The sequence below is a fragment of the Xanthomonas arboricola genome (assembly GCF_002940665.1).
Taxonomy (GTDB): Bacteria; Pseudomonadota; Gammaproteobacteria; order Xanthomonadales; family Xanthomonadaceae; genus Xanthomonas; species Xanthomonas arboricola_B.
The window spans coordinates 629245-649740 of record NZ_MIGY01000003.1 but is presented as its reverse complement, the minus strand read 5'-3'; the positions used below and the strand labels follow the sequence as shown (position 1 = coordinate 649740).

General features: G+C 67.0%; 20 protein-coding genes and 1 tRNA gene. 14 read left to right on the top strand and 7 right to left on the bottom strand.

From position 1 onward, the window contains the following. Positions 1-229: 229 nt before the first annotated feature. Entirely contained in the window at positions 230-1750 is a 1521-nt protein-coding gene (locus XarjCFBP7645_RS21750; RefSeq protein WP_104538361.1) for a site-specific integrase, read from the bottom strand. Between the two features lie 85 nt (positions 1751-1835). Beyond that, a tRNA-Ser gene (locus XarjCFBP7645_RS16380) sits at positions 1836-1928 on the bottom strand. A 235-nt stretch (positions 1929-2163) separates the two neighbouring features. Here XarjCFBP7645_RS16380 and dnaX point away from each other — a divergent pair. The 4 genes from dnaX to XarjCFBP7645_RS16360 all read left to right on the top strand — a co-directional run bounded on the left by dnaX (position 2164) and on the right by XarjCFBP7645_RS16360 (position 5656). Further along, complete coding sequence (gene dnaX / locus XarjCFBP7645_RS16375) at positions 2164-4185, top strand: DNA polymerase III subunit gamma/tau (RefSeq protein WP_104538360.1); 2022 nt, start codon at positions 2164-2166, stop codon at positions 4183-4185. 6 nt (positions 4186-4191) lie between these two features. After that, on the top strand, positions 4192-4512 hold the full coding sequence (locus XarjCFBP7645_RS16370) for a YbaB/EbfC family nucleoid-associated protein (RefSeq protein WP_104538359.1): 321 nt from the start codon (positions 4192-4194) through the stop codon (positions 4510-4512). A gap of 100 nt (positions 4513-4612) precedes the next feature. Then, the gene (recR, locus tag XarjCFBP7645_RS16365; RefSeq protein ID WP_104538358.1) at positions 4613-5206 is read left to right on the top strand and encodes a recombination mediator RecR; all 594 of its coding nucleotides are present in this window, start codon (positions 4613-4615) and stop codon (positions 5204-5206) included. Positions 5207-5305: 99 nt separating this feature from the next. Beyond that, entirely contained in the window at positions 5306-5656 is a 351-nt protein-coding gene (locus tag XarjCFBP7645_RS16360; protein WP_104538357.1) for a histidine triad nucleotide-binding protein, read from the top strand. Positions 5657-5767: 111 nt separating this feature from the next. Here XarjCFBP7645_RS16360 and XarjCFBP7645_RS16355 read toward each other — a convergent pair whose 3' ends face one another. Genes XarjCFBP7645_RS16355 through XarjCFBP7645_RS16340 form a run of 4 tightly spaced genes read right to left on the bottom strand, consistent with a single transcriptional unit; the run spans position 5768 to position 10158 of the window. Next, positions 5768-6301, bottom strand: coding sequence for a Slp family lipoprotein (locus XarjCFBP7645_RS16355; protein ID WP_104538356.1), 534 nt, complete (start codon positions 6299-6301; stop codon positions 5768-5770). Beyond that, complete coding sequence (locus XarjCFBP7645_RS16350) at positions 6298-8250, bottom strand: transglutaminaseTgpA domain-containing protein (RefSeq protein WP_104538355.1); 1953 nt, start codon at positions 8248-8250, stop codon at positions 6298-6300. The genes XarjCFBP7645_RS16355 and XarjCFBP7645_RS16350 overlap by 4 nt, the downstream gene beginning before the upstream one ends. Beyond that, positions 8243-9199 carry a DUF58 domain-containing protein gene (locus XarjCFBP7645_RS16345; protein WP_104538354.1) on the bottom strand — a complete coding sequence of 319 codons (957 nt, stop codon included), beginning with the start codon at positions 9197-9199 and terminating at the stop codon, positions 8243-8245. Before XarjCFBP7645_RS16345 ends, XarjCFBP7645_RS16350 begins: the two co-directional genes overlap by 8 nt. Positions 9200-9204: 5 nt before the next feature. Beyond that, positions 9205-10158: an AAA family ATPase gene (locus XarjCFBP7645_RS16340; protein WP_016902524.1), complete on the bottom strand. Its 954-nt coding sequence runs from the start codon at positions 10156-10158 to the stop codon at positions 9205-9207. 36 nt (positions 10159-10194) lie between these two features. Here XarjCFBP7645_RS16340 and XarjCFBP7645_RS16335 point away from each other — a divergent pair, with 36 nt between their 5' ends. The 3 genes from XarjCFBP7645_RS16335 to XarjCFBP7645_RS16325 are packed head-to-tail and all read left to right on the top strand — an operon-like array spanning position 10195 to position 14869. After that, positions 10195-12036, top strand: coding sequence for a glycosyltransferase family 39 protein (locus XarjCFBP7645_RS16335; RefSeq protein WP_104538353.1), 1842 nt, complete (start codon positions 10195-10197; stop codon positions 12034-12036). An 8-nt stretch (positions 12037-12044) separates the two neighbouring features. Then, on the top strand, positions 12045-13040 hold the full coding sequence (locus tag XarjCFBP7645_RS16330; RefSeq protein ID WP_104538352.1) for a glycosyltransferase: 996 nt from the start codon (positions 12045-12047) through the stop codon (positions 13038-13040). Then, a complete protein-coding gene (locus XarjCFBP7645_RS16325; RefSeq protein WP_104538351.1) occupies positions 13040-14869 on the top strand; it encodes a hypothetical protein in 1830 nt (609 codons plus the stop codon). Before XarjCFBP7645_RS16330 ends, XarjCFBP7645_RS16325 begins: the two co-directional genes overlap by 1 nt. Positions 14870-14969: 100 nt before the next feature. Here the strand turns inward: XarjCFBP7645_RS16325 and XarjCFBP7645_RS16320 are convergent, their stop codons facing one another. Then, on the bottom strand, positions 14970-15545 hold the full coding sequence (locus XarjCFBP7645_RS16320; protein WP_104538350.1) for a Maf family protein: 576 nt from the start codon (positions 15543-15545) through the stop codon (positions 14970-14972). Positions 15546-15660: 115 nt separating this feature from the next. Here XarjCFBP7645_RS16320 and XarjCFBP7645_RS16315 point away from each other — a divergent pair, with 115 nt between their 5' ends. From XarjCFBP7645_RS16315 to acpP, 7 genes are all read left to right on the top strand, one after another. Beyond that, a complete protein-coding gene (locus XarjCFBP7645_RS16315; protein ID WP_104538349.1) occupies positions 15661-16170 on the top strand; it encodes a YceD family protein in 510 nt (169 codons plus the stop codon). A 97-nt stretch (positions 16171-16267) separates the two neighbouring features. Further along, positions 16268-16462, top strand: coding sequence for a 50S ribosomal protein L32 (rpmF, locus tag XarjCFBP7645_RS16310; RefSeq protein WP_003483870.1), 195 nt, complete (start codon positions 16268-16270; stop codon positions 16460-16462). A 90-nt stretch (positions 16463-16552) separates the two neighbouring features. Further along, entirely contained in the window at positions 16553-17530 is a 978-nt protein-coding gene (locus tag XarjCFBP7645_RS16305; RefSeq protein ID WP_104538348.1) for a beta-ketoacyl-ACP synthase III, read from the top strand. A 40-nt stretch (positions 17531-17570) separates the two neighbouring features. Then, on the top strand, positions 17571-17852 hold the full coding sequence (locus XarjCFBP7645_RS21985; RefSeq protein WP_258079574.1) for a hypothetical protein: 282 nt from the start codon (positions 17571-17573) through the stop codon (positions 17850-17852). A 339-nt stretch (positions 17853-18191) separates the two neighbouring features. Then, the gene (gene fabD, locus XarjCFBP7645_RS16295; protein ID WP_104538347.1) at positions 18192-19136 is read left to right on the top strand and encodes an ACP S-malonyltransferase; all 945 of its coding nucleotides are present in this window, start codon (positions 18192-18194) and stop codon (positions 19134-19136) included. An 82-nt stretch (positions 19137-19218) separates the two neighbouring features. Beyond that, positions 19219-19962 (top strand): 3-oxoacyl-ACP reductase FabG, encoded by a 744-nt coding sequence (fabG, locus tag XarjCFBP7645_RS16290; RefSeq protein ID WP_104538346.1) that lies wholly within the window; start codon positions 19219-19221, stop codon positions 19960-19962. A gap of 156 nt (positions 19963-20118) precedes the next feature. Then, positions 20119-20358 carry an acyl carrier protein gene (gene acpP / locus XarjCFBP7645_RS16285; protein ID WP_002814322.1) on the top strand — a complete coding sequence of 80 codons (240 nt, stop codon included), beginning with the start codon at positions 20119-20121 and terminating at the stop codon, positions 20356-20358. The last annotated feature ends 138 nt before the right edge of the window (positions 20359-20496 follow it).

Here is a 20496-nt window from a genome sequence, read left to right as displayed (position 1 = left end):
CGTTTACCTAGGATGGGTCATTGTCAGTAGTTCCCAGTGAGTAGCTTTTTATTTAGAGGATTCCATTGCGAGCTCAAAAGTCCATTGCCTCCTAAAATTTTTGATCAATCCCTCGATTAGAACGTTTCTCGTAACGGCTCTAGACCTTCACATCGAGCGGCAGGTCGCTGGACTTTGTCGCAATCTGCCATCACGGCGGCGCGGGATTCGTGCGGAAGTCTGGGTGTGCTCATGTGGATTGCTTCCTTGGCTTCGAGGGTTTCTTGCTCGGCGGTGGTTCTTTGAGCAACGGTAGGAGGGCAGGAAGACCGAGGCCGTAGGCCAACACCGAGAGCCCCGGCGATACGCTCCCCAGGCCATTGAGTTTCTCCTTGGCGGTGAACGCCCGGCTGTAAGTGACGTGGTGCTCGTCGTCCAACTCGTGGCCGACCAACTGAGCCCGGAGTTCGGACACCACGCCCGCGTCCTGCAACTCTTGAATCAAGGTCTTGCGGAGCGAGTGGAAGCCGCGCTTGGCCGTGGGCCAGTTCTTGCCCACCTCGACCAGGTGCCGGCTGAAGGCTTTGGAGATCCAGTTGCCTTGCCCATTTTTAGCGTCGGCCTTGGCCGCCGGGAACAAGCGCTCCTGGCCCTCGGTTCGCGCCCGCTCGACCCAGGTTAGGAAGCCCAGGGCGAGCAGGTCGGGGTGGATCGGCACGGTCCGCAAGCTCACGTCGGTTTTCACTTTCTGGTGTTCGCCTTCGTCCGAAATCTGGATGCAGGGGATGCCGCAGTCTTCCACCACGTCAGCGGTCAGCAGTTGGCCGACTTCCGAAGCGCGGGCACCGGTATACAGACCAATGAGGGAGGCCCACCGTGCCGCCAGGGGCAGACCTTCGAAGGCGGCCGGCGCGAACAGGGCCTGGACCTGGTGGGCGTCGTAGGCTTTGAAGCCGAACTTGCGCCGGGCGCGCTTTTCCCGGGTCGAATAGCTCACGTGCCCGGACGCGGGGTTGTCGCCCCGAGGGTAGTGGCCGGAGGCTTGGGCCCACTCGAAGAACCCGCCCTTGCCGCCGATGTAGGACTGCTTGTTGGTGAGCGTGGGTGTAGAGGCGCCTTTTTCCCGCATGTCCTGATACCATCGCGCCAAGTCCGAGCGGGTGACCGTGTGCAGCTTGGTCTTCTCACCCAAGAAGCTGGTCAGCAGTTCGACAGCGGTCCGCTTGATGGTCCAGGTCTTGGGCAGGGTGCTGCCCTTGAGGCTGTTCAGCCAGGCGTCTCGGGCCTTCCCGAGCGTGATTGATTCGAGGGAGGGTTTGGTTACCCGCCTCGGCGTGGGGAGAGGCGGCACGTGCTGTTGAATCAGCTCCCCCAGCGCGCTGGGCTGCGGTGCTGTGAGCGCCATCAGTTGCTGGAAGAGCGTGACGTCCTCTTGGGTGTCGATCTGCCATTGCTCGGTGATCGACCCGTCCGCCGAGCGCGTCCGATTCAAGGTCAGCTCCTGCGGGCGTTGGGTGCCGGTCAGGCGCGCCAGGAGCGCGTCCAGGTCGTCGTCTTGGCTTTGCATGCGTCGGTCCTTCAACACAGTGAAGACCTGAGCATACCGGGCAGCCAGGGTCAGCGCGCGCAGTCTTGCCTCGCGCATGTCGTAGGTGTGCAGGGTGCGTTTGAAGGTCTGGCGACCCACGATGGGCTGCAAATCGACCGGCACACGCTGGCGGTAGGACCAGAGGCCGGAGGGGGCTCGAACTAGATGATGAGGAATGCGCATGGGGGTCGTGTGTTCCGACTTGCGCAGCTGCCGCCAGTTTTTACGCTAACAAAAAACCCCTGATTTCTCAGGGGTTTGCGTATTCTGGCGGAGAGAGGGGGATTCGAACCCCCGAAGCGCGGTTTAGACGCTTACACACTTTCCAGGCGTGCTCCTTCAACCACTCGGACACCTCTCCGTACCTGCCGTGCGACCGGGTCGTCGGCAGGAGCGGGATTCTAGCCGCCGCGGGCGCCATTAACAAGGTAAAGGATCGGCCGGTCCGGCACGACGGTGCCAGCGCAGGTGTCTGGCCCGCCATCGGCGCTGCCCGGCAGTCCCCGGTCCGTAGCGACGCTGGGGCACCACGGCCGCTGAACGATCAACTTGACGCGCCATGGCACAATATCGGTTCAGAGGAAGCTGGTTGCCCGATGTCTTATCTCGTTCTCGCCCGCAAGTGGCGCCCGAAGCGTTTTGCCGAACTCGTAGGCCAGGAACACGTGGTCCGCGCGCTCAGTAACGCGCTCGACAGTGGGCGTGTGCACCACGCATTTCTGTTCACCGGCACCCGCGGCGTGGGCAAGACCACGATTGCGCGCATTTTCGCCAAATCGCTGAACTGCGAGACCGGCACCAGTGCCGATCCGTGCGGCCAGTGCCCGGCCTGCCTGGATATCGATGCCGGCCGCTATATCGACCTGCTGGAAATCGACGCCGCATCCAACACCGGCGTGGACGATGTGCGCGAGGTGATCGAGAACGCGCAGTACATGCCCTCGCGCGGCAAGTTCAAGGTCTATCTGATCGACGAAGTGCACATGCTTTCCAAGGCGGCGTTCAATGCGCTGCTGAAGACGCTGGAAGAGCCGCCCGAGCACGTGAAGTTCCTGCTGGCCACCACCGACCCGCAGAAGCTGCCGGTGACCGTGCTGTCGCGCTGCCTGCAGTTCAACCTCAAGCGGCTGGACGAGGACCAGATCCAGGGCCAGATGACCCGGATCCTGGCCGCCGAGCAGATCGAATCCGATCCATCGGCGATCGTGCAGCTGTCCAAGGCGGCAGACGGGTCGCTGCGCGACGGTCTGTCGCTGCTCGATCAGGCCATCGCCTATGCCGGCGGCGCGCTGCGAGAGGACGTGGTGCGCACCATGCTCGGTACGGTCGACCGCACCCAGGTCGGGGCGATGCTGCAGGCGCTGGCCGACGGCGATGGTGCGCGCCTGATGCAGGTGGTCGCCGCGCTGGCCGAATTCTCGCCCGACTGGAGCGGCGTGCTGGAGGCGCTGGCCGAGGCCATGCACCGCATCCAGGTGCAGCAGTTGGTGCCGTCGGTGGCATTCGTCGGCGATGGCATCGACCCGACTGCCTATGCCGCGCAGCTGCGGCCGGAAGTGGTGCAGCTGTGGTACCAGATGGCGCTCAATGGCCGTCGCGATCTGTATCTGGCGCCGAGTCCGCGCGCCGGTTTCGAGATGGCGGTGCTGCGCATGCTGGCCTTCCGCCCAGCGGCGGCAGTGCCGGCTGGCGGCAGTGACGATGGGCGTGGTGCCAGTGCTGGCAGTCGTGCGCATTCTGTGGGACCTGGCATGCAAGCCGCTGCACCGGTGGCAGCCGCACCCGCGCCCGCAATTGCGGCGCAGCCGGCCGAGCTGAAGGCGGCCGTGGCTGCGGCCGCCCCACCGGCACCGGTTGCGGCCCCACCAGCGCCTGTCGTGGTGTTGCCCGCTGCGGAAGCATCGACCGGTAGCCACCCGTCGACAGCTTCCGCGCGCGGTGACGACACGCCGCCCTGGGCGATGGACGATGCGCCTGTGTGCGCCAACGCTGCCCCCGCCGCTGCGGCGACGCCCACGCTAGCGCCGGAGGCGGCGATGGCGCCGCCCGCAGCGGTCGACGCGGCGTTGCCCGCTGCGGGCGTGCCCGAAGCTGCCGTGGCAGTTTCCGCAGCCGTTGCGGCACCTGCACCTGCACCTTCAGCGGCGGTGACGGCGATACCATCGGTTGCCGCACCCTCAGTACCGCCACCGGCAACCGACCCGTCGCCCCTGCTCGACGACGGCCACATCGCCGATGCCGAGCAATGGCTGGATCTGGTCACCCGCAGCGGCTTGAACGGTCCCTCGCGACAGCTCGCCGCCAATGCCGCCTTCATCGGCCATCGCGACGGCGTGCTGCGCCTGGCGCTGGCGCCGGGCTTCGAATACCTCAATTCCGAGCGTTCCATCGCCAACCTCGCGCAGGCTCTCGCGCCCGAGTTGGGAAATACGCCGCGCATCGTCATCGAAACCGGCAATGCCGATGTCGAGACCCTGCACGAGCGGGCCAGTCGCCAGAAAGGCGAGCGCCAGAGCGCGGCCGAAACAGCGTTCATGAACGACCCGAACGTGCAGCAGCTGATTCAGCAGCAGGGCGCGCGGGTCGTCCCCGATTCCATCCGCCCTTACGACGAGTAACGACACATGCGTGGGAACATTGCCCAATTGATGCAGCATGCGCAGAAGATGCAGGAAAACCTGCAGCGCGCCCAGGAAGAACTGGCCAAGCTGGAAGTCACCGGCACCGCCGGCGGCGGCATGGTCAGCGTGACGCTGACCGGCGCCAAGGAGTGCCGCAAGGTCCGTATCGACCCAAGCATCCTCTCCGACCAGGAGATGGCCGAGGACCTGATCGCCGCCGCCTTCAACGACGCCTCCAACAAGATCGACGCCGAATCCAAGGACCGCATGGGTTCGGCCACCGCCGGCATGCAACTGCCGCCAGGCATGAAGTTGCCGTTCTGAGCGAGGGGATTCGGGAGTCGGGATTGGGGATTGGCTGGAAGCGAGATCTGCTTCTGCATTTGCGAATCCCGAATCTCCAATTCCCAATCCCGGCCACCCAATGTCCTCTCTTCTCGAACAACTGATCGAGGCCTTCCGGGTGTTGCCGGGTGTGGGCCAGAAATCGGCCCAGCGCATGGCCTACCACGTGCTCGAACGCGAGCGCGAGGGTGGGCGTCGCCTGGCTGCGGCGTTGGCCAATGCGGTGGAAAAGGTTGGCCATTGCGTGCAGTGCCGCGACTTCACCGAGGCGGAGATCTGCGTGATCTGTGCCAGCAGCAGCCGCGACCGGCAGCAGCTGTGCGTGGTGGAATCGCCGGCCGATCGCCTGGCGATCGAACACGCCACCGGCTACCGCGGGCTGTACTTCATCCTGCAGGGCCGGCTGTCGCCGCTGGACGGCATCGGCCCGCGCGAGCTGGGGCTGGACCGGCTCGGCGAGCGTCTGGCCGCCGGTGAAGTCACCGAAATGATCATCGCCACCAATGCCACCGTGGAAGGCGAGGCGACCGCGCATTACCTGGCGCAGCTTGCCCGCCAGCATGGGGTGCGCCCGAGCCGGCTCGCGCAGGGCATGCCGTTGGGCGGCGAGCTGGAATACGTCGATCGCGGCACCTTGTCGCATGCCTTTGGCACCCGAGGTGAGGTGCTTTGAGCGCCGGGAATCGGGATTGGGGAATCGGGAATCGGAGAAGCGAAAAGCAGTGGCGCGCGCGGTAATCTCTTGCGATTCCCTACTCCCGATTCCCCACCCATGACCGATACTATCTTTGACAAGATCATTCGTCGCGAAATTCCGGCCAACATCGTCTATGAAGACGACGAGGTGCTGGGTTTTCAGGACATCGCACCGCAGGCGCCGGTGCACGTGCTGTTCATTCCCAAGCAGCATGCCATTCCCACGCTGGACGATGTGCCGCCCGAGCAGGCGCTGTTGGTGGGCAAGCTTGCACTTGCTGCCGCAGCGTACGCACGCGAGCAGGGGCTGGCGCAGGACGGCTATCGCATCGTGATGAACTGCCGCGCGCATGCCGGCCAGACGGTGTTCCATATCCATCTGCATCTGCTGGCCGGCGCGCCGCTGGGACGGTTCGGCACGCCCTGACCTGGTTGCGCGATCCGGCGCATCGGCGCCTGTTCCAGCCGCCGCATCGCATAAACAAAAACGCCGCTCCCTGCGAGCGGCGTTTTTGCGTGTCACTGACTCAGCGGTCGATTACCACCAGCCGCGGCCCCAGCCCCAGCCGCCGCCCCAGCGCGGACCCCACGGGTCGCCCCACGGGCCGTACGGGTAAGCCGGCACCACATCCACCTCGCGCACGACCGGCCACAGGTAGACCACGTCGGCATTGACCTTGGGCAGCTTGTAGTCGTACTCGCCGATCTTGGTGGTTTCGTAGCTTTCGATCTTGCCGATGAAGGTCACCTCGCGACCGGGCTCGAACACCGCCGGATCGTAGAAGCCCGAGCGGCACGCCAGGAAACGGCCATCGCTGGCGTCCACGGCGTTGCGGTCCGGACGGCCGCTGGCGTTGAGCGGACGCGAGATCAGCTCGAAGCAGGTCTGGCCCTGGCCGGGCTTGGTCTGGATGATCTTGCCGCCCCAGCGCACCGACGTGCCGACCTGGGCGCTGGCGGTAGAATCGCTCGGACTGACCGTAGGGAACTGACCCTGCAGCGGCTTGGGCGCGGTGGCACAGGCGGCGAGCCCGAGCACGGCGACGATGGGAAGAAGAAAGCGGGTACTCATGAGGAAGCTCCGGTTCGCGGGCGATGCAGCTGCAGATCTTTGAGGAGTGAGGCGCTGTCCGAATCAGCGCAAGCGTAGCGTGCGGCAGCGAAACGTTGGCTGAGCGCCAACAATGCCGGATTCGGGTGTGAACGGGCGACACGTTGCGCCCAGGCGATCGCCGGTTCGTGCGGTTCGCGGGCCAGGCCGAGCTTGCCGTAGCGGCGGCCCAGGCGATGCCAGGCGCGCAGCAGCGGGTCGCGCTCGCGCTCGCCGCGCGCCAGCAGCCAGCCCATCCACGCCAGCGCGCTGAGCGCAAACACGCCGAAGATGAGGGCCAGCTGTCCGCTGTCCAGGCGATCGATGCCGAAGGGTTGCAGCAGCCGCTGCTGGCGGTCGGCATCGAAGGACAGCACCAGATCGTTCCAGCCGCGGCGCAGCAGGTCGCTGACCTGGCCCAGGCTGGCCCACATGCCGAGCTGGGCGAAATTGTTGCCTGCACCGACCTGCACGCGGTCTTCCAGCGTGTCGTAGATGCGTTCCGGCGCCACCGCGGCGGTGGGGTCCACCCGCACCCAGCCGCGCCCGGCCAGCCAGACTTCGGTCCAGGCATGCGCATCCATGCGCCGCACCACCCAGTAATTGCCGAAGCCGTTATAGGTGCCGCCGGCATACCCGGTGACCACGCGCGCGGGGATGCCGGCCGCGCGCATCAGCACCACGAACGAAGAGCTGAAGTGTTCGCAGAACCCGGCCTTCTGCTGGAATAGGAATTCGTCGACGCTGTTGCGGCCGAGCAGCGGAGTATCCAGGGTGTAGGCAAAGTCGCGGGTGATCCACTGCAGCGCGCGCTGCACCACGGCATCGTCGTTGCTGCCGGCTTCCGCGCGCCATTGCCGTGCCAGCGCGAGCGTACGTGGATTGAAGCCCGGCGGCAGCGCGAGGGCGCGCTTGCGCAACTGGTCCGGCAGGTCGGTGTCGAAGCGTGCCGGCGGTGCCGATTGCAGCTCCCAGCGGGTCAACGCACTCAATGGCCGCTGTGCGAACAGTTCGTAGTCGGGCGACAGCTCGGCATTGGCCACCGCTTGCGTGGGCAGGTCCAGCGACACCAGTTGGCGACGATCGGTGGGCTCGTAGTCCAGGCGATAGCGATAGCGCTGCGGCCCGGCGGTGACTGAGGCGGGTTGGCCGCGGCCGGTCCAGCGCGCGCGCTGCCAGGTCCGGCCATCGAAGTCCCACATCACCGGCCCGCGCCAGTAGCGTTGCTGCGGCGGTGGCGCCTTGCCGCTGAACTGCACGCGCAGCGCCGGGCTGTCGTCGGCCATCAGGTCGATCCACTCGCCCGGCGACATGTTGTCCGACAGGCCCGGCCGCGACAGCGCGCGCTCGGGCACGCCCCATAGCGGGGAACTCAGGCGCGGCAGCAGCCAGAACGTGGCCAGGGCCAGCGGCACGCCGATGGCGACCAGCTTGCCGATGCCGCGCAACTGCATCCGCAGCGCAGGCGTGGCGGTGCGGTGTTCTTCGTCGGCCAGCCGCTGCATGCTCAGCAGTGCACTCACCACCGCCAGCAGCGCCAGCCCCATCGTCGCCGGCCCCTGGTCGAGCAGAAACGCCGCGAACGGGGCGAACAACGCAAAGCCGAGCAGGCTGCGCGCATCGCGCAAGGTGCGCAGCTCGGAGGCCTTGATCGCCAGCATCGCGGCCAGCACCGCGCAGCCGGTGTCGCGGCCGAAGCGCATGCCGATCTGCCAGTACACCGCGCCCAGCATCGCCACCACCAGCAACAGCCGCACCGGTGCCATCGCGGTGCCGCGCCAGCTCAGCACGCCGACCAGCACGGCGGCCACGGCAATGGTGCCGGCGAGCAGGCCGGGCAGCTGCAACAGCAACGGCGCCAGTGCCAGCCAGCTGGTGACCAGCACCCAGCCGCGGCTGGCCTGGGTGATCGGGACGGATGGCTCAGTCATGGGGAAGCAGGGCCAGGGCGCGCAGACACAGATGATGGTGCGCCGGACCTTGCGCAGGCCCCAGCGGTGGCTGGCCCGGCAGCAGCAACCGGTAGCGCCGGCCGTCGCGCTCGGCCAGGTTGACCCAGCGGGCAAGCCGCGCGATGCGGCGCTCGTAAGGCAACGCGTTGAGCGTGCGCCAGTCCAGCGTGACTTCGATGCCCAGCGGCTGCTCGTACTCGCGCACCAGCAGGCTGTCGCGGCGTGCCGAGTGCTTCCAGGAAATCGTGCGTGGCGCATCGCCGGCACGATACGGGCGCAGTTGGTGCAACTCCTCGCCTTGCGGGTGCAGGCGGGTCTGGTTGGGCGAGCCGGCGCCCTCGGGCAACGCCGGCCCCTGTTGCTCGGGCCTGGGATAGGCCAGCAGCGGCGTTTCCGGCCAGACCCACGACCAGGCGCGCACCAGCCCCAGCGGCTGGGTGCTGGACAGGCGGATGCGTTCGATGTCCTGCCAGCCGCGCCGCGCGGTGGGCACCGGCAGGTCGACCTCGGCCATGTCGTGCTCGCGCAACGCACAGAAGCCGCTGCTGTCCAGGTGATCCAGGCGCAGCCCACGCCGTGCGCGGGCGTCGCGACGTGCCAGCGACACCCGCATGCGCAGCGGCTCGCCGGCCACCACCGGTTCGGCCGAGACCGCCTCGACGCGCAGCGCCGACAACTGCAGGTGCGCCATGATGCTGCTGGCAATCCCGGCGGTGGCCAGCAACAGCGCCAGCAGCAGGGCCGGGTTGTTGTTGTAGTTCAATGCGCCCAGCAGCATCGCCAGCAGCAAGGCGGTGACGAACAGCCCGAAGCGCGTCGGCAGCACGTAGATGCGCCGCCGATCCAGCACGATCGGCAAGGCCTCCGCGCCCCGCGGACGCGCCAGCAGGCTGAGTCGGCGGGCAATGCCGCGCACGTGCGCACGCACCTGGGTCAGTCCACCGGCACGCTGTGCAGCAGCGCCTTGGCCAGCGCCGGCCCGGACGAGGATTCGGCTTCCGGTACCAGCCGGTGCCCGGCCACCGCCACGAACAACGCCTGCACGTCTTCCGGCAGCACGTGCTCGCGCCCGAGCAGCAGCGCATAGGCCTTGGCCGCACGCAGCAGCGCGATGCCGGCACGCGGCGACAACCCGACGCGCACCCCGGCGTGCTGGCGGCTGCGCAGCAGCAAGGCCTGCACATAGCCGATCAGTGCATCGCTGGTATGGATCTGGCCCACCACCGTGCGCAGCGCCACCACGTCGGCGTCGCTGAGCTGCGGTGCGGCCTGGGCGATCAGTTCGCGCCGATCCACGCCCGACAGCAACGCGCGCTCGGCGTCGGCGCTGGGGTAGCCCAGGCTGAGCCGCAGCAGGAAGCGATCCAGTTGCGAATCCGGCAGCGGGAAGGTGCCGGACAGATCGACCGGGTTCTGCGTGGCGATCACGAAGAACGGCTCCGGCAACGCATGGGTGACGCCATCGAGCGTGACCTGCTGTTCGGCCATGGCCTCCAGCAGCGAGCTTTGCGTGCGCGGCGGCGCGCGGTTGATTTCGTCGGCCAGCAGCACGTTGGTGAACACCGGGCCGGGATGGAACTGGAACTGGCGCGAGGCGGCGTCGTAGACCGACACGCCCAGCACGTCTGCCGGCAGCAGGTCGGAGGTGAACTGCACGCGCTGGAAGCCCAGCCCCAGGCTGGAGGCCATCGCATGGGCGAGGGTGGTCTTGCCCAGGCCGGGCAGGTCTTCGATCAGCAGATGGCCGCCGGACAGCAGTGCCACGAACGCCAGGCGCACTTCCTGCGCCTTGCCCAGCAGTAGCGAATTGACCTGGTCTTGTGCGCGCCGCAGCGATTGGCGCAGCGCATCGGTTAGCATTTCCGTGGAACGCAGCGGTGTCGACATCACAATTCCGTAGGTGGAAGAAGAGTGCACAGGGCAATGCAAGGGGACCAACGCGCACATCGCACCTTCGTGATCCTGTGGACACTGGCGACGGCCGTCAAGCTGTTGATCGCCGCGCGGCTGCAGCTGTTCGTCGACGAGGCGTTCTACTGGCAGGAAGGCCAGCATCTGGCCGCCGCGTATTCGGATCTGCCGGGCATGACCGCCTGGCTGGCGCGGCTGGGCGTGGAACTGGGCGGACATCATCTGCTGGCCCTGCGCCTGCCATTTCTGGCCATTGCCGCGCTGATTCCCTGGTTGATCGCGCATATCGCCACGCGCTGGTTCGGCTCCACGCTAGGCTGGCAGGCCGGTAGCCTGACCTTGCTGATGCCGCTGTCGGCCACGCTCGGCATCCTGGCGGTGCCGGATGTGCCGATGGCGCTGGCGGCGGTGCTGTGCATGGACGCCGGCGCGCGGCTGCTGCGCGAGGTCGATGCCACCAGCGCGCTCGAGCTCGCCATCGGCCTGGTGATCGGCGCGCTCAGTCACTACCGCTTCGCCGGGGTGATCGGGGTGGGTTGCATCGCGCTGCTGTGCATTCCGCAGGGCCGCACGGTCATGCGCGACCCGCGCATCTGGATGGCGCTGACGGTGGGCGCGGTGAGCTGGCTGCCGCTGCTGTTCTGGAATACCGAGCATGACGAGGCCGGGCTGCGCTTCCAGTTGGTCGACCGGCATCCATGGCGCTTTCAGATCACCGGGCTGTGGTTCTTGCTGATACAGGCGGTACTGGTGACCCCACTGCTGGCCTGGGCGATGCTCAAGGTCGGCCTGGCCGGCACGCGTGCCGGTGGCGGTTCGCGTGCGCAATGGCGGTATTTCGGCCTGCTGGGCGGGATTTCGACCGTGGCGATCTTCGTGCTCGGCTTCTTCAGCGATGCCGAGCGGATCAGCTTCCATTGGCCGCTCCCGGGCTACCTGGCCTTGCTGGTGGCGGTGCCGGTGATCCTGATGCGTTGGCCGCATACGCTGCGTCGCGTGGCCTGGGCGATTGCGCTGCTTGGCACCCTGGGTGCGTACGGCTATTACCTGGCGGTGTCGGTGCCGTCGATTCGCGCGCATGCGGCCGGCGAAAAATACTATCCGCGCAACTTCGCCGGGTGGAAGGATCTGGCGCGCGCGGTCAAGATCCAGCTCGCGCAGATGCCGCCGGGCACGCGCGTGCTGGCGGAAAACTTCAAGGTCGGTGCCGAGCTGGGCTTTCAACTGCACGATGCCAATGTGGAAGTGCTGCGCGCGGAGTTGAACGACAAGCACGGGCGCAGCGCCCAGCTGCAGCAGTGGGGGCTGCTCAGCGACGGCACGCGTAACGGGCCGCGGCTGCTGGTGCTCTCGCCCAGCGATCAGCGTTATCGCGACCTGTTGAAGCGCTATCACGCCATCTGCGAGATGGTCGGGCCGTTGCCGCCGCCCACCGTGGTCTCCACCGATCACGGCTACCAGCGCTTCCTTCTGTTCGCGCTGCCGGCGCAACGCCAGCCCGGGCCGTGCATCGCCCCGGCGATGGCCTGGATCGATACGCCGCTGCCGGACGTGCGCGTGGCCGGGCAGGTGCAGGTGCGCGGCTGGGCATTCAAGGACGGCGTCGGGCTGTCGCAGGTGGAGCTGCTGCTGGACGGGCGTCCGGTCGCGCAGGCCGAGTACGGCGCGCCGCTGGATGTGCGCCCGTACTGGAAGATCTCCACCGACCCGCAGCACCCCAACGTCGGTTTCAACGCCACCTTCGACACGCATGCGCTGCCGCCGGGCACGCATTGGCTGGGACTGCGCCTGCATGGCCACGACGGCAGCGTCGAGGACTGGTGGGAACAGCCCATCACCGTTTCCGCACCTTAGATCACGCAATGACCGACGCCATGACTGTTGTCCCTCCCGTGCCTGCGCCCGGGATCCGAATCGCCGTGCTGGTGCCCTGCCATAACGAGGCGGCGACGGTCGCCTCGGTGGTCGCTGCGTTTGCCGCTGCCTTGCCGGGCGCGGCAATCCATGTGCTGGACAACAATTCCAGCGATGCCACCGCGACGATCGCCGCAGCGGCCGGCGCGCAGGTGAGCCGCGTGGCGCTGCAGGGCAAGGGCAATGTGGTGCGGCGTGGATTTGCCGATGTGGACGCGGACATCTATCTGCTAGTCGATGGCGATGCCACGTACGATGCGGCCGCCGCACCGGCGCTGGTGCGCAAGCTGATCGACGAGCGCCTGGACATGGTGGTCGGCGCGCGCCGCGATCGGCAACAGGCTGCGTATCGGCCCGGCCATCGCATCGGCAACGTGTTGCTGACGCGTTGCGCAGGGCTGCTGTTCGGTCGCAGTTTCGACGACATGCTGTCCGGCTATCGCGTGTTCTCGCGGCGCTATGTCAAATCCTTCGCAGCGCATGCGCAGGGATTCGAAACCGAAACCGAACTGGCCGTGCACGCATTGCAGTTGCGCATGCCGGTGGCCGAGGTCGAAACCGCCTACGGCGTGCGCCCGGAAGGCTCGCAAAGCAAGCTGAATACCTGGCGCGATGGCTGGCGCATCCTCACCACCATCGCCAAGTTGTTCAAGGCCGAGCGGCCATTGTTGTTCTTCTCCATCGGCTTTGTGCTGAGCGCCATGTTGTCGATCGTGCTGGCGATTCCGCTGTTCGAAACCTATTTCCAGACCGGGCTGGTGCCGCGGTTTCCCACCGCGATCCTGTGCGTGGCGCTGATGCTGCTGGGTTTCCTGCTGCTGGCGTGCGGGCTGATCCTGGACACAGTCACGCGCGGACGCGTCGAGGCCAAGCATCTGGCGTATCTGGCCGAGCCGGGCGTCGCCACTGTTGTCGCTGCGCGTGCGCCTGGGGCCGCCCGCTGATGGCAGCCATCGCGACATCGACGCCGGTGGGCCGGCGACAGCGGCTGTTGCACTGGTCCGATCGCCATTTCGGCTTTCATTCGCCCCGCCAGATCGCCGCGGCGGTGGTGGCGGTCGTGCTACTGGGCGCGCTGTTCTCGCTTGGGCTGGGCCAGGACGCCAACTGGGATCTGCGCAACTACCACCTCTACATCGGCGATGCCTGGGCGCACCGGCTGGGCGTGGATCTGGCGCCGGCGCAGATGCAGAGTTACTTCAGCCCATTGCTCGATGTGCTGCATGCCTGGCTGATGCTGCAGCTTCCCGGGCCGGTGGCCGGGCTGCTGCTGGGCGGCTTGCATGCGCTGGTGTGCGTTCCGGTGGCGGCAGTGGCATGGCGCGTACTGGCCGGGCAAGCGCGGCGCGCGCAGTGGGCGCCGCTGTTTGCAGTGGCCGGCATGTGCAGCGCGGTGTTTCTGTCCGAGCTTGGCGGCACCATGGGCGATACCGCCAGCGCGCTCCCGGTGTTGGCGGCGTTGGCGCTGGTGTTGTCGGCCCAGGCGCGGGCGCGGCAGGGCGCGCACGCTGTGCATCGATGGGCCATTGCCGGCGCACTGATCGGCCTGGCCGTCTCGCTCAAGCTCACCAATGCACTCTACGCGTTGGCGCTAATGCCAGCGGTCCTGTGCGATGGCGGGCGGCTGCGCTCACGCGTGCTGGGTCTTGGCGTGCTTTCCGGCGTCGCGGTGCTGGTGTTGGTGCTGGTGGCCGGGCCCTGGTATTGGCAGGTCTGGCAGCACCTGGGCAATCCGCTGTTTCCGCAGTTCAACGGAGTCTTCAAATCGGCGCTGGCGCAGCCGGTATCGGTTGCCGATGTGCGGTGGTTGCCGCGCAATCTCGGCGAGCAGCTGATCTGGCCGCTGCTGTTTACCTTCAAGCCGCAGCGTATCGGCGATCTCGGTCTGGTGCAGGCCGGTTGGGCAGTGCTGTATGCGGTGACGCTGCTCGCTGCAGGACGCACGCTGCTGCGCCGGCCAGCGCGGCGCGTCGGGCTGGATCGCTCGGCCATGGTCCTGCTGGTGTTCTTCGGCGTTGCTTACGCGCTGTGGCAGGCCATTTTCAGCATCCATCGCTATCTGGTGGTGCTTGAGCTGCTTGCGCCGTTGGTGCTCTGGATCGTGTGTCGGCACGCATTCGCCGCGCACGCCGATCGCAAGGCGGCCTGGTTGATCGGGCTATGCGCCCTGGTCGCCGTGGTCGGGTGGAAGGATTGGGGGCACGAGGCCTGGGCGCGCGACAGCTTCCAGGTGCAGCAACCGGTGATGGACGATCCTGCCGCCTCCACGGTGTTGCTGGTCGGCGACGAGCCGCAATCCTGGCGGGTGCCGCTGCTTCCGCGGCAGGCACGGTATATCGGGGTGGCGACGAATATCGCCGAGACCGACCAGTACCGGCAGCGCGTGCGCACGCTGATTGCCGAGCGGCCGCAGCTCTACGCCATGCTGGGCGCGGCGCGCGACAAGCAGCAGCTGCGGATCGACCGGATGAATCGCTGGGCGCAGCAGCTGGGGTGGAGCGTGCAACCACAATGCACGCGCCTGCGCTGGTTGATCGCGCGCGGCCTGCGCGCCGAGCTGGATGCATCGCAGCCGGGCCGCTGCGTGCTCAACATTGCCAGGGGCAGGGCGCTGGACATCGCCGCCGCAGACCGTGCCGTGCGCGAGGCCGCGCAGCAGCGCCTGGCCACGTACGGGCTGACGCTGGATCCTGCGCGTTGCCGTACGCTGTCCTCGCACGTGGGGCAGGCCGATTATCCGTATCAGTTCTGTGCACTGACTCGGCCCGATTAGGGCTGCGTGCCTGGGGGCAGGGATTGGGGATTGGGGAGTTTTGCTCGTGCCCGATCGTTTCCATGCGTGCGCGGTCTCCACTCCTGGCCGCACTGCAATCTTACGGAATCTCGAACCCCGCCTGCCGCAGCAGCCGTGCCAGCGCGATCAGCGGCAGGCCGATCAGGGCGGTGGGGTCCTGCGAGCCAATGGCGTCGAACAGGCTGATCCCGAAGCCCTCGCATTTGAAGCTGCCGGCGCAATCCAGTGCTGGCTCGACGGCCAGGTAGCGGTCGATCTCGGCTGGCGTCAGCGGGCGCAACTGCACCTCGGTCAGGTCCAGCGCGTGCGCGGTGCGTCCAGGGCCGACCAGGCTTACCGCCGTATGGAAGCGCACCACGCGGCCGGACATCGCGGTCAACTGCGCATGCGCCCGCTCCAGCGTGCCTGGTTTGCCCAGGGCCTGACCGTCCAGGTCGGCCACTTGGTCCGAACCGATCACCCAGGCGTCGGGCGCGTGTGCAGCCACTGCCGCCGCCTTTTCGGCAGCCAGCCGACTGGCCAGCGCGTCCGGGCGCTCCCCGGGCTGCGCCTGCTCGTCGACCTCCGGCCGGGCGGTGGTGAAGTCCAGGCGCAGCCGGCTGAGCAACTCGCGCCGATAGACAGAGGTGGAGGCAAGAATCAGGCGTGGCATCATGGAGGGCGCTATACAGGACGTCGGGCAGGGAAGTCTGCCAGCCTTGGCGCTGTGCCAGGCGCGTGAATAGGGGGATTTGACAGGGCGTCTGCGGCTCTTTAACATTCTGCGGCTTATGTCCGCGAACGTACCCGAAATGCTGGATGCTTGGCGGATGGTCGCAGCGCGCAGGCGCTTCGATGGCCGCATCCCGCTCTCTGCGATGACCCGCCTGCAAGGCAGCTTGGTCGATACCGAGGGCGAGTGTGTCTATTCGCTCCAGTTCGATCATGACGACCTGCTGAAGGTTGCCTATGTCGAACTCAGTGTCGACGTCGAGCTCCCGCTGGCCTGCCAGCGCAGCCTGCAGCGTTTTCTATATCCGGTGCAGATCAGGCAGCGTCTGGGTCTGATCCGCGACGAAGCCGATGAAGCTGCGTTGCCGGCCGAGTACGAGGCCTTGCTGGTGCCCGAAGATGGCATGCTGCGGGCCACGGATCTGGTCGAGGACGAACTGGTCCTGTCGATACCGGTGGTGCCGATGGCGCCGGGTAGCGAAGCCGTCGAGGCCGAGTGGGTTCCGACCCAGGAAGAGCAAGACAAGGCCAGTCCGTTCGCGGCGCTGGCAGCGTTCAAAAAACAGTAACCGCCGCTGTGAAGGGCGGAAAGACAGGTCGGCGCGGGCGTGAAGCGTCCTGTTCGACTCGACAGACCAGTTATCGAACTTAAGTTGGAGCAATCCCATGGCTGTGCAGAAATCCCGAGTTACCCCGTCGCGTCGCGGCCAGCGCCGTTCGCACGATGCCCTGACCGCCAAGCAGCTGTCGACCGACCCGACCAGCGGCGAGATCCATCTGCGCCACCACATCACCGCCGACGGTTACTACCGTGGCAAGAAGGTGATTGCGACCAAGTCGTCGGCCGTTCAAGAAGATTGATTCGTGGCACCCGGCGCGTTCGACGCCGCCGGGTGACCCTCGCTTCTTCCGGAGCCGCCGATCACCGCGGCTCTTGCAACAGGGAACAGTATGAGCAAGCGGATCTATTCCAGAATCGCGGGCACGGGTAGCTATTTGCCCGAAAAGGTGTTGACCAACGACGATATGTCCAAGATCGTCGACACCAGCGATGAATGGATCTACTCGCGCACTGGTATCCGAGAGCGTCACATCGTCGCCGACGACCAGACCACCAGCAACCTAGCGTATTTCGCCTCGCTGAAAGCGATGGAAGCGGCCGGCGTCACCGCCGAGGAGCTCGATCTGATCGTCGTCGGGACCACGACTCCGGACCTGATCTTCCCATCGACCGCGTGCCTGTTGCAGGCGCGGCTGGGCAATGTCGGGTGCGGTGCGATGGACGTCAACGCTGCCTGCTCGGGCTTCGTCTATGCGCTCAGCGTAGCCGACAAGTTCGTGCGCAGCGGCGACGCCAAGACCGTCCTGGTAGTTGGCGCAGAAACCCTGACCCGCATCGTCGACTGGACCGACCGCACCACCTGCGTGCTGTTCGGCGATGGCGCGGGCGCGGTCGTGCTCAAGGCCGACGAAGAGACCGGCATCCTCAGCACCCATCTGCATGCCGATGGCAGCAAGAAGGAGCTGCTGTGGGATCCGGTCGGCGTGTCGGTGGGCTTCGGCGAAGGCAAGAACGGTGGCGGTGCGTTGCTGATGAAGGGCAACGACGTGTTCAAGTACGCGGTCAAGGCACTGGATTCTGTGGTCGACGAAGCTCTGGCCGCCAATGGCTACGACAAGCATGACCTGGACTGGCTGATCCCGCATCAGGCCAACTTGCGCATCATCGAAGCCACCGCCAAGCGGCTGGATCTGCCGATGGAGCAGGTGGTCGTCACCGTGGATCGCCACGGCAATACCTCCTCGGCCTCGGTACCGCTGGCGCTGGACGAAGCGGTTCGCTCCGGCCGCGTGCAGCGGGGGCAACTGCTGCTGCTGGAAGCGTTCGGTGGTGGATTTACCTGGGGCTCGGCACTGCTGCGCTACTGAGTCCGGCAGGCAGTACCGCGTCGGTCGGCGATGCCTGGCGGTGATAGGACCGCTCCGTCATGGCAGAACCATCGTCATCGCCGGACAGCGCATCTGGCTGAAGCAGTGCCGCCGCGCCAGCCGGGCGGTCTCGCTCGGAGCACTCAACTTCGTCGCCCGCCGCCGGGGCCTGGACGCCTTGCGTCCACCGCCGCACCGTGAGGGCGATGCCGCGCGCGATCAGGAAGCGCGCCGGCTCGGCGAACTGCAGGCGCTAGCGGTGAATATGCCGCACGTGGTCGGTTACGGGCAGGCAGCCCGGGCGCTCAGCGACAACGGTTGATGGCGCGCGCCAGCGATGCGGCCGGCCCGACGGTGGCGGCGCATGCGTATCCGGTGACCGGACGATTGCAGCGGTTTGCGCAGCTCACCGGTCGCCTGGGGCGCTCGGCCGGGGCGCGGCGCGGGCCATCCTGGCCATCCACGCGGCGACCTCTCTGGCCGTGGTGCTGGTGCCGGTGATCTGCGTGGACTGGCTCGCCGATGGCGCAATGGACCTGCCCGACGCCGTGCTGCGTGCGCGCCGTCGCTCGCACTGGCCGGGCCTTGCATACGCGGCAGTACAGACGCCGGGGCGATTTCGCACGTATCATCCCGGCTCGATTTTTGTAGGCAGCAACGCGTGACCGAATCCACTCTCGCCGTCGTGTTCCCCGGCCAGGGCTCGCAGTCCTTAGGGATGCTGGCCGAATTGTCCGAGCTGCATCCGCAGATCCGCGAAACCTTCGCCGAAGCCTCCGAAGGCGCCGGCGTCGACCTGTGGGCCCTGTCCCAGGGCGGCCCGGAAGAGATGCTCAACCGCACCGAGTACACCCAGCCGGCCTTGCTGGCCGCGGGCGTGGCGGTGTGGCGACTGTGGAATGCGCAGCGCGGGCAGCGCCCGGCGGTCCTGGCCGGGCACAGCCTGGGCGAATACACCGCATTGGTCGCAGCCGGCGCCCTGTCGCTGCACGACGGTGCGCACCTGGTGCGGCTGCGCGGCCAGTTCATGCAGGCGGCCGCGCCGGCCGGCGTCGGTGCGATGGCGGCGGTGCTGGGCGCCGAGGATGCGCTGGTGCTGGAGGTCTGTGCCGAGGCGGCGGGCAGCCAGGTGGTGGTGCCGGCCAATTTCAACTCGCCCGGTCAGATCGTGATCGGCGGCGATGCGGCAGCGGTGGACCGCGCGCTGGCCCTGTTGGCCGAGCGCGGCGTGCGCAAGGCGGTCAAACTGGCGGTGAGCGTGCCCTCGCACACTCCGTTGATGCGCGATGCCGCCAACCAGCTCGCCGAAGCGATGGCCGGGCTGAGCTGGCACGCCCCGCAGATTCCGGTGGTGCAGAACGTCGATGCGCGCGTGCACACCGGCAGCGAGGCGATCCGCCAGGCGCTGGCCGAGCAGCTGTACCTGCCGGTGCAATGGACCGGCTGCGTGCAGGCGCTGGCCGCCCAGGGCATCACCCGGATCGCCGAATGCGGCCCCGGCAAGGTGCTGAGCGGGCTGATCAAGCGCATCGACAAGAGCCTGGATGCCCGTTCGCTGGCCACGCCTGCCGATTACGCCGGCGCGCTCGAGGCGTGGACGCACTGATTCGACGCACCTGCCGGCGCTGCCGGCAGCCCTCACCGTTCGCGGCTGCGGTCGCGAGCTCCCCATTCGAGGAACAGCATTCATGAGCAAGCCTCTGCAGGGCGAGATCGCCCTCGTCACCGGTGCCAGTCGCGGGATCGGCGCGGCTATCGCCGACACGCTGGCCGCACAAGGCGCCACCGTGATCGGCACCGCCACCTCGGCCTCCGGCGCTGCGGCGATCGGCGCGCGCCTGGCTGCCCAGGGCGGCCACGGCCGTGAGCTCGACGTCACCGACGCTGCGGCGGTCGATGGCCTGATCGATGCGATCGGCAAGGAGTTCGGCGCGATCTCGATCCTGGTCAACAACGCCGGCATCACCCGCGACAACCTGTTGATGCGGATGAAGGACGACGACTGGCAGGCGATCATCGACACCAACCTGACCAGCGTGTTCCGCACCTCCAAGGCGGTGATGCGCGGCATGATGAAGGCGCGCAAGGGCCGCATCGTCAACATTGCTTCGGTGGTGGGCGTGACCGGCAATCCCGGCCAGACCAACTACGCTGCGGCCAAGGCGGGCATCATCGCGTTCTCCAAGTCGCTGGCCAAGGAAATCGGCTCGCGTGGGGTCACCGTGAATGTGGTGGCGCCCGGCTTCATCGATACCGACATGACCAAGGCGCTGCCGGACGAGGCCAAGACCGCCTTGCTGCAGCAGATCGCGCTGGGCCACCTGGGTCAACCGGGCGACATCGCCAACGCGGTGGCGTTCCTGGCCGGCCCGAGCGCCGGTTACATCACCGGTGAGACCCTGCACGTCAACGGCGGCATGTACATGCCGTAAGCGTGCGGTGCCGGGAGGCGCTAAGTGGCTGATCGGCCGGGAGTTGTGATGCAATGCAAGGCTCGGTCGCTTCCACTACACTATCCAACGCGGCCATCGCAGCGGCGATGGCGTTTTTTTCGTACCACCACTACTCCATCTGGAGCGATATCCCCAATGAGCACCATCGAAGAACGCGTCAAGAAAATCGTCGTCGAACAACTCGGCGTCAAGGAAGAAGAAGTCACCACCAGCGCATCGTTCGTTGATGACCTGGGTGCCGACTCGCTGGACACCGTCGAGCTGGTGATGGCGCTGGAAGAAGAGTTCGAGTGCGAGATCCCGGACGAAGAGGCTGAGAAGATCACCTCGGTCCAGCAGGCGATCGACTACGTCAAGGCTCACGTCAAGAGCTGATGCGTTGTTCCTGACCGCGGTGGCGTGCGTCAAGCCGCTGCTGCGTCAGACATTCCATGGGGCCGCTGATGCGGCCCTGTGTTTTTCAGCGTCAATCGTAAACCGCAAGCACCGTCCGGTCCGTGGTGAGGAGATCTG

What these genes read in the sequence shown, in the direction of transcription:
- XarjCFBP7645_RS21750 (WP_104538361.1), bottom strand. Translation starts at nt 1,750, where the DNA reads ATGCGCATTCCTCATCATCTAGTTCGAGCCCCCTCCGGCCTCTGGTCC.
- dnaX (WP_104538360.1), top strand. Translation starts at nt 2,164, where the DNA reads ATGTCTTATCTCGTTCTCGCCCGCAAGTGGCGCCCGAAGCGTTTTGCC.
- XarjCFBP7645_RS16370 (WP_104538359.1), top strand. Translation starts at nt 4,192, where the DNA reads ATGCGTGGGAACATTGCCCAATTGATGCAGCATGCGCAGAAGATGCAG.
- recR (WP_104538358.1), top strand. Translation starts at nt 4,613, where the DNA reads ATGTCCTCTCTTCTCGAACAACTGATCGAGGCCTTCCGGGTGTTGCCG.
- XarjCFBP7645_RS16360 (WP_104538357.1), top strand. Translation starts at nt 5,306, where the DNA reads ATGACCGATACTATCTTTGACAAGATCATTCGTCGCGAAATTCCGGCC.
- XarjCFBP7645_RS16355 (WP_104538356.1), bottom strand. Translation starts at nt 6,301, where the DNA reads ATGAGTACCCGCTTTCTTCTTCCCATCGTCGCCGTGCTCGGGCTCGCC.
- XarjCFBP7645_RS16350 (WP_104538355.1), bottom strand. Translation starts at nt 8,250, where the DNA reads ATGACTGAGCCATCCGTCCCGATCACCCAGGCCAGCCGCGGCTGGGTG.
- XarjCFBP7645_RS16340 (WP_016902524.1), bottom strand. Translation starts at nt 10,158, where the DNA reads ATGTCGACACCGCTGCGTTCCACGGAAATGCTAACCGATGCGCTGCGC.
- XarjCFBP7645_RS16335 (WP_104538353.1), top strand. Translation starts at nt 10,195, where the DNA reads ATGCAAGGGGACCAACGCGCACATCGCACCTTCGTGATCCTGTGGACA.
- XarjCFBP7645_RS16330 (WP_104538352.1), top strand. Translation starts at nt 12,045, where the DNA reads ATGACCGACGCCATGACTGTTGTCCCTCCCGTGCCTGCGCCCGGGATC.
- XarjCFBP7645_RS16325 (WP_104538351.1), top strand. Translation starts at nt 13,040, where the DNA reads ATGGCAGCCATCGCGACATCGACGCCGGTGGGCCGGCGACAGCGGCTG.
- XarjCFBP7645_RS16320 (WP_104538350.1), bottom strand. Translation starts at nt 15,545, where the DNA reads ATGATGCCACGCCTGATTCTTGCCTCCACCTCTGTCTATCGGCGCGAG.
- XarjCFBP7645_RS16315 (WP_104538349.1), top strand. Translation starts at nt 15,661, where the DNA reads ATGTCCGCGAACGTACCCGAAATGCTGGATGCTTGGCGGATGGTCGCA.
- rpmF (WP_003483870.1), top strand. Translation starts at nt 16,268, where the DNA reads ATGGCTGTGCAGAAATCCCGAGTTACCCCGTCGCGTCGCGGCCAGCGC.
- XarjCFBP7645_RS16305 (WP_104538348.1), top strand. Translation starts at nt 16,553, where the DNA reads ATGAGCAAGCGGATCTATTCCAGAATCGCGGGCACGGGTAGCTATTTG.
- fabG (WP_104538346.1), top strand. Translation starts at nt 19,219, where the DNA reads ATGAGCAAGCCTCTGCAGGGCGAGATCGCCCTCGTCACCGGTGCCAGT.
- acpP (WP_002814322.1), top strand. Translation starts at nt 20,119, where the DNA reads ATGAGCACCATCGAAGAACGCGTCAAGAAAATCGTCGTCGAACAACTC.